Source organism: Psychrobacter nivimaris (assembly GCF_904846365.1).
Lineage (GTDB): Bacteria > Pseudomonadota > Gammaproteobacteria > Pseudomonadales > Moraxellaceae > Psychrobacter > Psychrobacter nivimaris_B.
Genome location: NZ_CAJHAL010000024.1, coordinates 12,375 through 27,147, shown reverse-complemented (window position 1 = coordinate 27,147; position 14,773 = coordinate 12,375). Strand labels below are relative to the sequence as shown.

Genomic DNA, 14,773 nt, shown 5'->3' with positions numbered 1-14,773 from the left:
CTAAGCTGATATGAGAAATGAGCAATCAAATTTAAATAGAATAAAAAATGAGTAGAAACACCAAGGATAAGTTATGAGAAATAATACCAATTTGTCACCTATAAAAAATACAAAACCTATTGCGCTATATAATAGTGAGCAGGTTTATGCGATGGAGCAGGCTTGGTTTGCAGAGGGATACGACAGTTTTGGTTTGATGAAACAAGCCGCTTGGCAAACGACACAGCAAATAGAACAGATTTATGAGCGAAAAAATGTCAGTGCCAGCCATTCTACCAATACTAACGTTTATCACCGTAGTGCTCATCCACGTCGAGCAAGTATCTGGGTAGGGAAAGGTAATAATGGTGGTGATGGTTGGCTTATCGCTCATTATTTACAGCAAGCTGGCTGGCAAATCGAGATAATAACGGTTGGTTTTAGTGAAAATGATTTTGTTATCGATAATCAATCAGTCACTTCTAAAAATTCTAACAATGAAGACAGTGACAGTGGGAATATAACGGACGCGACAAAGGCATTACAGGTAGCTTTAGCGAGCAGTTGTCACTATCAACTGTTTGAAGATATTATTAGTCACGATGATGCGGATAAAAGAGTTTTGCCAGCTGATATCTATATCGATGCATTATTTGGTATTGGCTTAGATCGTGCACCAGAGGGAGCCTATAAAGCAGCTATTAAAGCTTTTAATAACTTTACTCAACAAAATAACGCCTTAGCAATAGCAGTCGATATTCCGAGTGGGTTAGTAGCCTCTACTGGTGAGGTATTCGAGCATATAGCAATACAAGCTGACGTGACTTTATGTTTGATTGCGCGTAAGTTTGGTCTGCATACCAAAGACGGTACAGACTATAGCGGAGACGTAGTCGATATACCGTTGATACCTCATCAAATGGCATGTCCGCAAACAGCTAGCCATCATATGATACCTAAGAAAAATACCAGTCAAGCATTTGCGCCAGTTGCTACGCTGCTGACGGCTGCACATAGTATGAAGCCACGTCGCCAAAACAGCTACAAAGGCAGCTATGGTCATGTATTAGTCATTGGCGGAAATCGCGTCGATGGCTCTCAAGGTATGGGCGGTGCTGCCATACTGTCTGCGGCCAGTACGATGGCGACAGGTGCCGGTAAAATAACAGTTGCCTGCCATGAGGCTTTTCATGGGTCACTATTGACCTCATTGCCAGATGCGATGACCATTAATTTACATGACGCAAGCGGCGTAAAAAATTTAATCAAGCAGGCCAGTGTCGTTGCCATTGGGATGGGACTTGGCCATGACGAAAAAGCCAACGCATTATTTATTGATTACGTACAGGCTGCTATAGAGAATGAAAAATCAATCGTGATTGATGCTGATGGTCTTTATCACTTGGCATCACTACATGTGGACAATCATGAGCTGATAACAGAGCTACGAGAATATAGTACTAATCATCGGGTTTGCTTGACGCCGCATAGTGGGGAAGCAGCTAGATTGCTTGAGCAAAAAGTAAGAGAGATTGAGTCCAATAGACTGCAAGCTATAAAACAGTGCGCCGCGACATACGGTGGTGACTGGGTGTTAAAAGGGGCAGGATCGTTAGTGCTAGAGCAAGAAGAAGGAAAAGAGCAAATATACGTCTGTGATGTGGGTAATGCTGGCATGGCAACCGCTGGCATGGGTGATGTGCTATCTGGGGTGACTGCTGGACTATTGGCACAGCAAGATTTATCAGCAGAGGCGCGTAGCTTACATCAAGCAGTTCTTATACATGGGTTTGCAGGAGATGTATTAGTCAATCAAGCGAATAGCGACACCAATACATTACTAGTGGGGCAACAAGGGCTACAAGCTCAAGATATGCCAGCAGCCATTCGTCACGTCATGCAGCTTATGATAGTTTGATATTTGCTTTCAAGAGGTCTGGCTAGGTAGAAGGGTTGGAGCAATACTGAGTAATCGCTTGCTGTACGCGCTCGCGCTTAAGCTCAATCTCACGACCATCTAGGTACTGACGTTTGCCATTGGCATCCATCTCATAGATGCGTCCGCCTACATTTAGGTTGGTCAAGTTATTACGTAGTGATTGGCAGCGCTGAGCATTAGCCTGAGCTTCTTGTTCTTTAATACGTGCTTCAAGTGCGGCTACTCGTTGTTCTTCTGCAGTTTGAGCATTGCTGCTCTGGTTGGGATCTGTTTTTCCTGCCATTTGTCCTGCATTGTTCTGTCTACCGTCACTACGAAACTCAATCAGTTCGATATTTTTGCCGACTTGCGGCGCATGTTGGCTATACTTTACCTCACCATGTGCCCCAATAGATTTATAAACTTGAATAGCCTGACTGGCATTCATGGACAGCATTAGCATACACGCGGTACTCATCAACAGTTTGGCAGCGGTATTTATCTTAGACGCATATGCCATAGTAGCAATCCTCTTATTTAATAAAAATCAAATGTATATGGGTGTAAATATAACACTTGAACGTTTTATTGGTAGTAATAATGTATCGACTATCGATTCTAGCAAATAATACTTATCAATGTATATTATTTAATAACTAATAGTTTGGGATAGGCTTTAGAAGTTTTGCTTGACAATAACTCGTAAACCATCGAATATAATAGCAGTTGACTGGTCAGTGAGCGGCTTTTACGATGTTGCCGTGGCACTTGAGAAAGAGAACTACAAGTTACTTATCGGTAGCTTACGCAGTTTTATTTCCTTTGTGATAATGATATAGCAAGCATAGTGGCACAACGATCACTATTAATAGCGATACATTGTCTCCGGACTTATCTGTCTACAATGACTAAGATAAACTTATTATTTGAAATGTGCTAAATGTGTTTTTAGCAGTTGTATCAAACGCGATATAGTATGACGTTAAGAGATTTCCCCAAAGCCTATTGTAAGTTTTAAAAATCTTATAATTTAGCATTGGTTATGAAGTTTTTTTGCTTGTGTATATCGATGCATCTGTACAAATAGAGTCACACAAATAAAGTCACAATAGGTACTTGCTAGTATCAAATCTCAATAATAAGCCTCTTCTTTTATAGATGCACTCGCATCTTGTCACTGTATATCGATAAACATCCATCACAAAGCTGACCTAAAATACACTGCTATGTTTGATTAGTATTGTCCTATCAGACAGTGTTAATTAAACCTATTAGGCAGATATTCTTGATATGGACAAGAATTAGCGATCATTCAGTAAGTGAAAATAACGACGGTAAGTAATTATTTTTACTCATAGAATCCCGCAAATTCTCGCCGCAAAAAAAGGTGATGACAGTGACGCAAACCACGCAAAGTCCGAACATGACGGGACATACCCAAACGGGTAATGCCGCCAAAAATTTTGAACAAAAGCAACAACGTCTTGCAGAAGGTAGTGCACAGCCTGTGATGCTATCGGGCGCTGAAATGCTGGTGCAAGCACTGACTGACGAAGGTGTCGAATACATCTTTGGCTATCCAGGTGGCGCGGTCTTACATATTTATGATGCGCTGTTTCAGCAAGAAAATATTGAGCACATCTTAGTACGTCACGAGCAAGCAGCGGGCCACATGGCCGATGCTTATTCGCGAGTGACTGGTAATACTGGCGTCGTGTTGGCCACATCGGGCCCTGGTGCGACCAATACCGTGACAGCTATTGCTACTGCCTTTATGGATTCTGTACCAATGGTTGTAATCGCAGGTCAGGTGCCAAGCAGCCTAATCGGTGAAGACGCTTTCCAAGAAACAGATATGGTAGGCGTATCACGTCCTATCGTTAAGCATAGCTTTCAGGTACGCCATGCTAGCGAAATTCCAATGATTGTAAAAAAGGCATTTTATATTGCCCAGACTGGTCGCCCAGGCCCTGTCGTCATTGATGTGCCAAAAGATATGACTGCGCCTAGCGAAAAATTCGCTTATGAATATCCAGAAGAAGTTTTTATACGCTCTTATCAGCCTTCACTCAAAGGCCATAGCGGTCAAATCAAAAAAGCCATGGAAACGCTATTAGCAGCGCAGCGTCCTGTTGTATATGCAGGCGGCGGTGTGATTTGGAGCAATGCGCACGAAGAATTAACAGATCTTGCACATCGTTTGAATTTACCAGTGACTAATACCTTGATGGGTCTTGGTACATTCCCTGGCTCTGATCGTCAGTTCTTAGGTATGCTTGGCATGCACGGTACTTACGAAGCCAATATGAGCATGCATCACGCTGATGTGATTTTAGCTGTCGGCGCGCGTTTCGATGATCGTGTGACCAACAACGTCAAAAAATTCTGCCCTAACGCAACCATCATTCATATCGATATCGATCCTGCGTCAATTTCAAAAACGATTCTTGCGCACATTCCTATCGTAGGTGATGTGAAGTCGGTCTTAACGGACATGCTAGAGATCGTTGGTCAAGACAAGCAGTTAGAGCAGCACGCATTGCTCGATTGGTGGTCACAAATTAATGAGTGGCGTAAGCGTCATGGCTTACGTTATGACACCAGCACAGATAATGGCATTAAGCCACAAAGTGTCGTACAAGCTCTAGATAAAGTGACTAACAGTAACGCTATTATCACAAGTGACGTCGGTCAGCATCAGATGTTTGCGGCACTTTACTATACTTACAATGAGCCACGTCAATGGCTGAATTCAGGTGGTCTTGGTACCATGGGTGTTGGTCTGCCGTATGCAATGGCTGCCAAACTTGCCAATCCTGAGCGTGATGTGGTTTGTATTACTGGCGAAGGCTCTATTCAGATGAATATCCAAGAGCTATCGACCTGCTTGCAATATAACTTACCAGTTAAAATTCTCAACATTAACAATGCGCAGCTTGGTATGGTGAAGCAGTGGCAAGATATGCTGTATGAAGGTCGTCATGCCCAGTCTTATATGAACTCCTTACCAGATTTTGTCAAATTGGCTGAAAGCTATGGTCATGTCGGTATCAAAATTACTGACCCTGCGACCATGGAGGCACAATTGGCTGAAGCAATGGCTATGAAAGACAAACTGGTATTTATCGATGTTTACGTCGATCGTAATGAGCATGTATATCCAATGCAAATCGCTGGACAGGCCATGCGTGATATGTGGTTAACAAAAGGGGAGCGTACCTAATGCAACAACAACATCTGATTTCGGTATTGATGGAAAACGAAGCGGGTTCGTTGTCGCGGTTAGTCGGCTTGTTCTCACAACGTGGCTACAATATCGAAACTTTGAACGTCGCGCCTACTGATGACCCAAGTATCTCACGTCTAACGGTTACGACCATTACATCACCTGAAAGAATTGAGCAGATCACCAAACAATTGCATAAATTGATTGAAGTGGTTAAAGTGCTTAACCTAACGGAGAACGTACACGTTGAGCGTGAATTAATGCTCATTAAAGTCCGTGCAACAGGCGGTGTTCGTGAAGAGATTAAACGTAGCGCAGATATTTTCCGCGCACAAATCGTCGATGTAAATTCGAATTTATATACGATTCAAATCGTGGGTGACAAAGCCAAACTTGATGGTTTTATCGATGTGATTGGCCGTGAGCGCATTATGGAAGTGGTTCGCTCAGGTGTTATCGGTATTGCCCGCGGTGAAAAAACCCTCAGCATTTAATTATTTATCAAAACCAGTTTCAACCAATATTTATTTATCTAATCAACAAAGCGCTTATCTTAGTTATTATATTGACTACAGCATAAGCGTTTACTATCCATGGCAAGCCATGATTGAGAACAAGGACTCTATTTATGAACGTTTATTATGACAAAGATTGTGACCTATCTATTATCCAAGGTAAAAAAGTTGCCATTATCGGTTACGGTTCACAAGGCCATGCACACGCGCTTAACCTGCAAGATTCAGACGTCGATGTAACTGTTGGTCTACGTGCAAATTCAAGCTCATGGAAAAAAGCTGAAAATGCTGGTCTAAAAGTTGCTGAAGTAGAAGAAGCAGTAAAAGCTGCTGACGTTATCATGATTTTGACGCCTGATGAGTTCCAAAAAGAGCTTTATAATGATGTAATCGAGCCAAATATCAAAGAAGGTGCGACGTTAGCTTTCGCTCATGGTTTCGCGATTCATTACAACCAAGTAGTACCACGTGGCGATCTTGATGTCATCATGGTTGCACCAAAAGCACCAGGTCATACTGTACGTTCAGAGTTCGCTAAAGGCGGCGGTATCCCTGATCTTATCGCTATCTATCAAGACGCTTCTGGTCAAGCCAAACAGTTAGCATTATCGTATGCTGCTGGTGTTGGTGGTGGTCGTTCAGGCATCATCGAAACAACGTTCAAAGATGAGACTGAAACGGATCTATTCGGTGAGCAAGCCGTACTTTGTGGTGGTGCAGTAGAGCTAGTTAAAATGGGCTTTGAGACGCTAACAGAAGCAGGCTATGCACCAGAAATGGCTTATTTTGAATGTCTACATGAGCTAAAGCTGATCGTTGACTTGATGTATGAAGGCGGCATCGCTGACATGAACTACTCAATCAGTAACAACGCTGAATACGGTGAATATGTTACTGGCCCTGAAGTTATCAATGAGCAGTCACGTGAAGCCATGCGTAATGCACTAAAACGCATCCAGTCTGGTGAATACGCGAAGATGTTCATCTCTGAAGGCGCAACCAACTATCCATCAATGACTGCGCGTCGTCGTAACAATGCTGATCATCAAATCGAAATCACTGGTGCTAAGCTACGTGGCATGATGCCATGGATCGGTGGCAACAAAATCATCGATAAAGACAAAAACTAAGTTTTATACAGATAAAAGTCTTATTCAGATAATAATCTGATTTAGATTAAATAGCCCATGTTATCACTTGATAGCATGGGTTTTTTTATGCAAAGTATTTGATAGGCGCTTTTTGCTTTGATTTGAATCTGGGTTATCGGTTGAAAACAAGTAATCGCTACCCAATATAAGCAGGCACCTTAACATTGGCCAAAGCGCCTTTGCGATCAACATTCATCATTGTTCTTACCCGTTTCTAAGTATTCGAAGCGGGCGGATGCTTCATTCTCACTTTCTATAGATAATAGGTTGTATGCTGTGCAAATATCTTATTCAGACTGGCTAACGCCGCAATTCGTATATATTACTCTTAGCGCTGTGGTAGCAGTTTTAATTTGGATAGAAGGGGAGATGCTCAAACAGACCGATGGTAAACTGCCTCAATCTAAATTCTTCAAAGTCAGTTCATTGTTAGATACTCTATGGTTCTTCATATCAGTGGTAATTTTATACGTTATTGATTTGACCCCGTTAGCTATCGCAGTGCCTGCTGCATATGGCATATACACGACCTTTGGTTGGATATATGGTACCAAGCTACTTAAGCGCAAAGGCATCCCTGACTCTCCTAAAGATTTGGTCATTCCAGCCAAGTATATTGCCTATAGTCAGTCATTTTCATTGGTATTTTTTGCGTTATGTTTGCTCGTATTGAGTTCAGCATGGCTACCAACATCGTCATTGCAATGATTGATATTCCAACCTATCATCATCTATGTCGACTTATTTAATTAGTGGTTTACTGATGAAGTTGTAGTACATCTATAAATAAAAACTATTTTATATCAATAAGATATAGAGCTGATTACTATCGATGTTAGCTTGCAACAATAGTTAGTATTTATTTACAAAAATCAGCAATTTAGACTGTTCCTACCATGGAAAACTGTTATAATCAGACTGTACTCAAGATATTTGAGGCAAAAAATCCAAATTTTCTTTAAGATTATTTAGCATTTTTGGCCGCCGCATTTAGCAGAAAATATTAGGGTATATATCAATTAATCGGTGATGACACAAGTCTCGCCAACAGTTAAAGAGTCAGGAAAATTTATGTCAGATAAAGTTGAAGGCACTGTAAAGTGGTTTAATGAAGCTAAAGGTTTTGGTTTTATCGCTCAAGACAACGGCGGACAAGACGTATTCGCTCACTACAGCGCTATCCAAGGTAACGGTTTCAAAACTCTAGCCGAAGGCCAAAAAGTGTCTTTCATCTTAGGTGATGGCAAAAAAGGCCCACAAGCTGAGCAAATCGAAGCTATCTAATCTCATTTATTATTAGGCTAACTGCTTGCCAGTAAACTTAATGACAATAAGATTATCAATATGCATTGATTACTTTGTTTGTTAAAACAATAAAAATACTGTATCGACTTTAAAAAGAAGCAACCTCTTATCAGGTTGCTTTTTTTATGGGACTTTTTTGATATGACAAAGTGTTCTTTAGATAAATTGCTATTGATTTTGACAGTTAACATCATCAGGTAATAACGAACAATGATTTAATAAAGATGTAATAAATAAGGTTGTATTATGAAGTGGGAAAACTGGCTTTCAATTGACTGGCAACAAGTGCTCGGGATTTCTTTATCTGCTATAGGCTTTTACGTAGGATTGATGCTGTTTACTCGATTGATGGGTTTACGCAGTTTTTCCAAGTTATCAAGCCATGATTTTGCCATGACCGTTGGTATTGGTAGTATATTAGCGTCGACAGTGTTGTCAGATAAGCCCTCTCTACTTCAAGGATTGTTTGCTGTTGCGGTGCTATTCTTGATACAGGGTGTTATTTCAATTATCAGACGCAAAATAAAACCACTAAAAGCTCTGATAGATAATCAAGCTATTATCCTAATGGCTCATGGCGAGTATTTAGATGATAATCTAAAAGAGGCTAATCTTAGTACCAGCGATGTGCAGGAAGTGCTACGTAAAAATGGTATCAAAGCGAAAACAGAAGTGTTTGCAGTGATTATGGAGACGACAGGTGATATGAGTGTCATCAAGAACAATGATGTCGAACCTGATTGGTCTTTATTTGACGATATACGTGATAGCGAATTATTGCTTGGTGCTAGTAAGAATGGTAAGTCGCAGGTCTGACTCGATTAACTATTCTTATCCGTTAACTTTGAAGAGATAAATAATAACAAAATATTAAGTAAAGCTAAGGCTTAGAATGCTATAAAGGGTATGAGCATTTTGAGCTGTTGAACCATAAAAATCTTGAAACGATGCGCTTATAGAGTATTTATTGTAGAGTGTTGACAAATTTATGACGCATTATTCACGGCGTTGTCTTGACCTTATCTGCCTGCTGACGCAAGATACATAGGTCTGATAATAACGGTCGGCTTAGCTTTAGCAGATTTCATTAGTAAGAGATACAATGCTAATATGCTCTTAGGTATTGGCTCATCTTTCTTAGTTAACTATATTCTGTTGATGTAGTAATAACCTTGAGCAGTATTTTGAACGACAATTTGAACCACAACGAACCTTTGGTTCTTAACTGACAATTTTTAACTCATAACATTAATAAACGAGGAACGTATGAAAGCATTAGTAGCGGTCAAGCGTGTCATTGATTATAACGTAAAAGTTCGTGTAAAAGCCGACAACTCTGGCGTTGACTTATCAAACACTAAAATGTCAATCAACCCTTTTGATGAAATCGCAGTAGAAGAAGCGGTTCGTCTGAAAGAAGCTGGCGTCATTGATGAGATCATTGTTGCTTCAATCGGTCCAAAAGAGTCACAAGAGCAGATTCGTGCAGCCCTAGCGCTAGGTGCTGACCGTGGTGTGTTAGTCGTAAGTGACGAAAAACCATATCCACTACAAGTTGCTAAGATTCTAAAAAGTATCGCTGAAGCTGAAAGCACTGATATTATCTTATTAGGCAAGCAAGCGATTGATGATGACAACAACCAAACTGGTCAGATGCTAGCGGCATTGATGGGTATCGGTCAGGGTACGTTTGCATCAGAAGTGAAAGTTGAAGGCGACAAAGTAAACGTAACGCGTGAGATTGATGGCGGCCTACAAACTGTTGCTCTTGATTTGCCAGCGGTTATCACGACTGATCTACGTTTGAATGAGCCACGTTATGCTAAATTGCCTAACATCATGAAAGCGAAGAAAAAGCCACTTGATGAGAAAACGCCAGCAGATTTCGGTGTTGATATGACATCTAAGCAAGAGATTATTAAAGTCGTGCCACCTGCTGACCGTAAAGCTGGTATTACAGTAGGTTCAGTTGATGAGTTGGTCGATAAGCTAAGAAACGAAGCAAAAGTCATTTAATGTTTTAATGATTGGATACTTCGCTACGGCATATCCTGTACAAGGCTGTGAATTTGACTGCTTTATCTTAGATTAAATGATAGTTTCTCAAATAGCTTTGTACACAAACAACCGCATGAATAGATAATACGAATATATAAAGGACTAAAACCATGGCAATTTTGGTATATGCAGAACATGACAATGCCAGTCTAAAAAAGGCAACTTTAAACACGATCGCTGCTGCTAAACAAATGGGTGATGATATCCATGTATTGGTTGCTGGTAGTGGTAGCCAAGCTGTTGCTGATGAAGCGGCAAAAGCAGAAGGCGTGACTAAAGTACTATTGGCTGACAACGCTGCTTATGAGCATCAATTGGCAGGTAACGTGGCACTATTGGTTGCTGATATCGCTGGTGATTACAGCCATATCCTAGCGGCTGCGACCACGACTGGTAAAAACTTTATGCCACGCGTTGCTGCATTACTTGACGTCAGCATGTTGTCTGAAATCTCAGGTGTAGTAGATGCGCAAACGTTTGAGCGTCCTATCTACGCAGGTAATGCAACGGCAACAGTAAAAACAACAGAAGACAAAGTGGTACTAACAGTACGTACTACTGCGTTTGACCCAGTGGCAAGCGAAGGCGGTTCAGCTACTGTTGAAACTATCGACAATGTACAAGAAACTGGCAAAGCTAGCTTTGTGAACGAAGAAATGGCTAAGTCTGATCGTCCAGAATTGACGTCAGCTGGTATTGTTGTTTCTGGTGGTCGTGCATTGGCAAACGGTGAAAACTTCACCAAGTACATTGAGCCATTGGCCGATAAGCTAGGCGCTGCTGTTGGTGCATCACGTGCCGCTGTTGACGCCGGATATGTACCAAACGATATGCAGGTCGGTCAAACGGGTAAAATCGTTGCACCGCAGCTATATATCGCAGCTGGTATCTCAGGCGCAATTCAGCATTTGGCTGGTATGAAAGATTCTAAAGTCATCGTTGCTATCAACAATGACCCAGAAGCGCCTATTGCTAGCGTTGCTGATTACTTCTTAGAAGCTGATTTGTTCGAAGCACTGCCTGAGCTAACTAGTAAGGTTTAATATTGAGCTAACTAGTAAGGTTTAATATATAGTCACAGAACTACTAAACGGCTACGGCGTTACCCTCCTTAGATGTACTACTTGTACAATCTGCAGTTGGATGCTTTATATCCGTTTTAGACCTCTTTGACTATATCAGTAGTAGGCAGATAATAAAAAACCCACTATCAATTGGTAGTGGGTTTTTTTATGCTTAATAAATTAGGCTTTAATAACAGTTATAAATGCATGCTAAGAGTATTGTCTTTGGCGTAAGGTCTCATACAGACATAAAGACCCTGCAATCGCTACATTTAAGCTCTCTTGACCATTTGGCTGCGGTAATGCTATCGGCGTGGCACATTGCATTAGCTCGTCGCTAACGCCTTGACCTTCATGACCCATAATCCATGCTACAGGTGCAGATAAATCGTGATTGTAAATGATAGTATCTGTATGTGAGCTAGTTGCCAAAAGCGGCACTTGTACTTGATCTAAAATATCTTGTGTACTCAAGCCCTCATAAATAGTCAGTGCAAACTGTGCACCCATACCTGCTCGTAGCGTCTTGGGAGACCAAGCTTGAGCGGTCGCACTGGTACATAAGATATTGCGGATACCAACGGCTGCAGCTGTGCGTAGTAGCGTACCAACATTCCCACTATCCTGTACGTCGTTCAAGATTAAGCAGTCTTCATTGATCATCGATAAGCTAGGCGTTGGTACTTTGATAATCGCCATGATATCGATGCCTGTACCCAAGCTACGAATACTCTCATAGAGTGAGTCTGACAAAGTAAGAATAGGCGTATAAGTGGGCAGGCGAGTCAATATCTGCTGAACTTCAGAGTGGCTACGCGCTGACTCAGACAGTAGTATTTGAGCGAAAGGATAATCACTACGCAGCGCAGCATCTATCAAATGGACGCCTTCTATGACTGTCTGACCGTTCTTTTTACGCTGGCGTGCTTGGGACAACAGTGCTTTTACAAGCTTCACGGTTGTGTTCTTATCTGAGGTAATCAGCTCGGTGGGATTTAATACCATAGTGGATCGCTTAGAGAAGAGTAAAGGAGTCGTTTAGATAACCAGCAAAATATCTATTATTAATTTAGCGTTCTGCTGACTGTTCTTAACAGGCGCGTCAATCAATTATTTCTCAGAATAATTGACGTGTAAGTCTTTCACGTAACTGACTTCGTTTTTGCTACCGAGTACTACTGGTACACGCTGGTGGATATCAGTCGGTTCGATATCTAAGATACGATTGACCGCGTCTGTCGCACCGCCACCCGCGCGTTCAATCAATAAGCTCATTGGGTTGGCTTCATACATCAAGCGTAGTTTACCCGCTTTATGAGCGTATTTGGTATCAAACGGATAAGTGAACAGACCACCGCGACATAAAATACGATGGACGTCACCAACCATGGCTGCTACCCAGCGCGTATTGAAATCACGTCCACGTACACCTGTTTCACCAGCGATTAACTCATCAATGTACTGCTGCATCGGCGCACGCCAGTAGCGATAATTTGAGCTATTGATAGCATACTCGCTCGTATCGGCATCGATTTGAACATTGTCTTCTATCAGCACATAGTCAGAAGTCTCTGGATCTAGGCTAAACATCACAACTTTATCAGCGACGGTTAACGCTAGGACAGTAGAGGTACCATATAGCAGATAACCGGCTGCTAGCTGTTTGTTACCTGCCTGTAGATAGTCGCTGTTTTCACTGGTTTGACCTTGACGTTCATACGGTAAGATAGAAAAAATCGTACCTACAGCCATATTGATATCGATATTTGATGAGCCATCTAATGGGTCAAATAACACCAATAGGCTACCGTCATCATTAGCAGGGGTCGCGTCATCGAGCTCTTCTGACGCAACACCAGCACAATGTGTATTTTTTGCCAATGCATCTAGTAGTAAGTCATTGGCTAGTACGTCTAATTTTTTCTGATCTTCGCCTTGGACGTTTTGGTTACCTGCTTCGCCCAAGATGTCTGCCAGAGCGCCTTTTCTGAGCAGTTGTGAAATCGTCTTACCGACATCAGTGACAGTGGTAATCACGTCGTTAAGTGCAGGGCTAGTAGCATGTTGGTTTAGATAGTCTGCTAAGGTCGTCATAAGGCTTCCTAATAAATAGTATGGAAAGTAAAAGAACGGATAGGTGTCAAAGTAAAGAAGTAGGTGGCATTTAGCACACCTGAAATAGGTAAATTCTTAAATAGCTAATACGGCATCTTTGTCCCGACCATAAAATCGGCTACACTATATCTATTGTTATTCATTTATAGTTTTGTCAGAATTATTCTCTATGAGAATACAGCATGTCTACTCACGCTTTCTGATTGTCTGCTGAGGCTATTTTTTGGTCGAATTTGATTACGGTAAATTGTAGCAAATAAGCGTCAAAATGTCCTTTGTATCTATGCCTATCAGTGATAAATGATCGAACAAAGATGAATAAGTGATTACTATAGACTCATATAAACCCACAATAAAGACTCGCCATTATGTCAAATTCTATCGATAGTAGCGCTACACAACCAGTCTCACCGACTGATTATGCAAAATTTGATCCCAATACGATTCATCAAAGGCTCAATACTTCACTAAGTCGTCCGCAGCTCAACACTGATGGCAGTATCCGGCATTTCTTAGGTGTTGAAGGTCTTAACAAAGCACAGCTCAAAGCTATTATCGCAAAAGCAGAGACTTTCTTTGATGAAAACGGACAGTTAATTAATCGTCCTGAGTTAGACGGCTATACGGTGATGAATTTGTTCTTTGAACCATCGACTCGTACACGGACGACATTCGAGGTGGCAGAAAAACGTTTGGGTGCCAATGTACTCAATATCGATATCGAACGTTCTAGTACCAAAAAAGGCGAGAGTCTGCGCGATACGTTGTGGAATCTACAGGCAATGACTGCGGATATCTTTGTAGTTCGACATTCAGCATCAGGTGCCGCGCATTTTATGGCGACAGAAGTGACGCCTGATATCGCTATTATCAATGGCGGTGATGGCTGGCATGCGCATCCCACTCAAGGAATGCTCGACATGTTGACCATTCACCGTGAAGCTCCGCGCCCGTTTGAAGAGCTGTCTATCGCAATCGTTGGTGATATTAAGCACTCACGCGTGGCACGCTCTGATATCAGTGCATTGCAAACACTAGGTGTGACAGACATCCGTGTTTGTGCGCCGCGCACTTTACTGCCAAAAGGTATTGAGCGTTTTGGCGTGCAAGTATATGAAAACATGGACGAGTGTGTCACCGACTGTGATGTGATCATGGGATTAAGAATACAAAATGAGCGTATCGGTTCGCCGCTATTGGCATCCTCAAGTGAATACTATAAGCATTATGGAATCACGCCAGAGCGAGTAGCTCTCGCTAAACCTGATGCACTAGTGATGCATCCGGGGCCGATGAACCGCGGTGTTGAGATTGCCTCTAGTGTGGCTGATGGCGCGCAATCCGTTATCTTAAAGCAGGTAAATAACGGCATTGCCATTCGCATGGCAGTCTTATCACTTGCGATGGAAGGTCAACGCGCTCATCAAGCGGCTGGCAAATAA

General features: G+C 41.8%; 13 protein-coding genes. 10 read left to right on the top strand and 3 right to left on the bottom strand.

Annotated features, from left to right (window positions below; all coding sequences use genetic code 11):
- The first annotated feature begins 73 nt into the window (after window positions 1-73).
- On the top strand, window positions 74-1,897 hold the full coding sequence (locus JMX63_RS10440; RefSeq protein WP_201556122.1) for an NAD(P)H-hydrate dehydratase: 1,824 nt from the start codon (window positions 74-76) through the stop codon (window positions 1,895-1,897).
- Window positions 1,898-1,919: 22 nt separating this feature from the next.
- Here JMX63_RS10440 and JMX63_RS10435 read toward each other — a convergent pair whose 3' ends face one another.
- Complete coding sequence (locus JMX63_RS10435; RefSeq protein ID WP_102092415.1) at window positions 1,920-2,417, bottom strand: DUF4124 domain-containing protein; 498 nt, start codon at window positions 2,415-2,417, stop codon at window positions 1,920-1,922.
- A gap of 990 nt (window positions 2,418-3,407) precedes the next feature.
- Here JMX63_RS10435 and JMX63_RS10430 point away from each other — a divergent pair.
- The 8 genes from JMX63_RS10430 to JMX63_RS10395 all read left to right on the top strand — a co-directional run bounded on the left by JMX63_RS10430 (window position 3,408) and on the right by JMX63_RS10395 (window position 11,195).
- The gene (locus JMX63_RS10430) at window positions 3,408-5,120 is read left to right on the top strand and encodes an acetolactate synthase 3 large subunit (RefSeq protein ID WP_201556139.1); all 1,713 of its coding nucleotides are present in this window, start codon (window positions 3,408-3,410) and stop codon (window positions 5,118-5,120) included.
- A complete protein-coding gene (gene ilvN / locus JMX63_RS10425; RefSeq protein ID WP_057758828.1) occupies window positions 5,120-5,617 on the top strand; it encodes an acetolactate synthase small subunit in 498 nt (165 codons plus the stop codon). Before JMX63_RS10430 ends, ilvN begins: the two co-directional genes overlap by 1 nt.
- 134 nt (window positions 5,618-5,751) lie before the next feature.
- Window positions 5,752-6,768: a ketol-acid reductoisomerase gene (ilvC, locus tag JMX63_RS10420; RefSeq protein WP_101204856.1), complete on the top strand. Its 1,017-nt coding sequence runs from the start codon at window positions 5,752-5,754 to the stop codon at window positions 6,766-6,768.
- Between the two features lie 297 nt (window positions 6,769-7,065).
- Window positions 7,066-7,497, top strand: coding sequence for a hypothetical protein (locus tag JMX63_RS10415; protein WP_165598246.1), 432 nt, complete (start codon window positions 7,066-7,068; stop codon window positions 7,495-7,497).
- 363 nt (window positions 7,498-7,860) lie between these two features.
- A complete protein-coding gene (locus JMX63_RS10410; RefSeq protein ID WP_057758834.1) occupies window positions 7,861-8,073 on the top strand; it encodes a cold-shock protein in 213 nt (70 codons plus the stop codon).
- Window positions 8,074-8,340: 267 nt separating this feature from the next.
- A complete protein-coding gene (locus JMX63_RS10405) occupies window positions 8,341-8,910 on the top strand; it encodes a DUF421 domain-containing protein (protein ID WP_201572266.1) in 570 nt (189 codons plus the stop codon).
- 450 nt (window positions 8,911-9,360) lie between these two features.
- The gene (locus tag JMX63_RS10400; protein ID WP_057758837.1) at window positions 9,361-10,110 is read left to right on the top strand and encodes an electron transfer flavoprotein subunit beta/FixA family protein; all 750 of its coding nucleotides are present in this window, start codon (window positions 9,361-9,363) and stop codon (window positions 10,108-10,110) included.
- Window positions 10,111-10,262: 152 nt separating this feature from the next.
- Window positions 10,263-11,195, top strand: coding sequence for an electron transfer flavoprotein subunit alpha/FixB family protein (locus JMX63_RS10395; protein ID WP_057758839.1), 933 nt, complete (start codon window positions 10,263-10,265; stop codon window positions 11,193-11,195).
- 231 nt (window positions 11,196-11,426) lie between these two features.
- On the opposite strand, the gene JMX63_RS10390 is transcribed toward JMX63_RS10395, so the two are convergent.
- Both JMX63_RS10390 and JMX63_RS10385 read right to left on the bottom strand, forming a co-directional pair.
- The gene (locus JMX63_RS10390; RefSeq protein WP_101204852.1) at window positions 11,427-12,221 is read right to left on the bottom strand and encodes a TrmH family RNA methyltransferase; all 795 of its coding nucleotides are present in this window, start codon (window positions 12,219-12,221) and stop codon (window positions 11,427-11,429) included.
- A gap of 105 nt (window positions 12,222-12,326) precedes the next feature.
- Window positions 12,327-13,310 (bottom strand): class 1 fructose-bisphosphatase, encoded by a 984-nt coding sequence (locus tag JMX63_RS10385; protein WP_201556124.1) that lies wholly within the window; start codon window positions 13,308-13,310, stop codon window positions 12,327-12,329.
- 389 nt (window positions 13,311-13,699) lie between these two features.
- Between JMX63_RS10385 and JMX63_RS10380 the strand changes: the two genes are divergently transcribed.
- Window positions 13,700-14,773, top strand: coding sequence for an aspartate carbamoyltransferase catalytic subunit (locus JMX63_RS10380; RefSeq protein ID WP_114701674.1), 1,074 nt, complete (start codon window positions 13,700-13,702; stop codon window positions 14,771-14,773).

What these genes read in the sequence shown, in the direction of transcription:
- JMX63_RS10440 (WP_201556122.1), top strand. Translation starts at nt 74, where the DNA reads ATGAGAAATAATACCAATTTGTCACCTATAAAAAATACAAAACCTATT.
- JMX63_RS10435 (WP_102092415.1), bottom strand. Translation starts at nt 2,417, where the DNA reads ATGGCATATGCGTCTAAGATAAATACCGCTGCCAAACTGTTGATGAGT.
- JMX63_RS10430 (WP_201556139.1), top strand. Translation starts at nt 3,408, where the DNA reads ATGCTATCGGGCGCTGAAATGCTGGTGCAAGCACTGACTGACGAAGGT.
- ilvN (WP_057758828.1), top strand. Translation starts at nt 5,120, where the DNA reads ATGCAACAACAACATCTGATTTCGGTATTGATGGAAAACGAAGCGGGT.
- ilvC (WP_101204856.1), top strand. Translation starts at nt 5,752, where the DNA reads ATGAACGTTTATTATGACAAAGATTGTGACCTATCTATTATCCAAGGT.
- JMX63_RS10410 (WP_057758834.1), top strand. Translation starts at nt 7,861, where the DNA reads ATGTCAGATAAAGTTGAAGGCACTGTAAAGTGGTTTAATGAAGCTAAA.
- JMX63_RS10405 (WP_201572266.1), top strand. Translation starts at nt 8,341, where the DNA reads ATGAAGTGGGAAAACTGGCTTTCAATTGACTGGCAACAAGTGCTCGGG.
- JMX63_RS10400 (WP_057758837.1), top strand. Translation starts at nt 9,361, where the DNA reads ATGAAAGCATTAGTAGCGGTCAAGCGTGTCATTGATTATAACGTAAAA.
- JMX63_RS10395 (WP_057758839.1), top strand. Translation starts at nt 10,263, where the DNA reads ATGGCAATTTTGGTATATGCAGAACATGACAATGCCAGTCTAAAAAAG.
- JMX63_RS10390 (WP_101204852.1), bottom strand. Translation starts at nt 12,221, where the DNA reads ATGGTATTAAATCCCACCGAGCTGATTACCTCAGATAAGAACACAACC.
- JMX63_RS10385 (WP_201556124.1), bottom strand. Translation starts at nt 13,310, where the DNA reads ATGACGACCTTAGCAGACTATCTAAACCAACATGCTACTAGCCCTGCA.
- JMX63_RS10380 (WP_114701674.1), top strand. Translation starts at nt 13,700, where the DNA reads ATGTCAAATTCTATCGATAGTAGCGCTACACAACCAGTCTCACCGACT.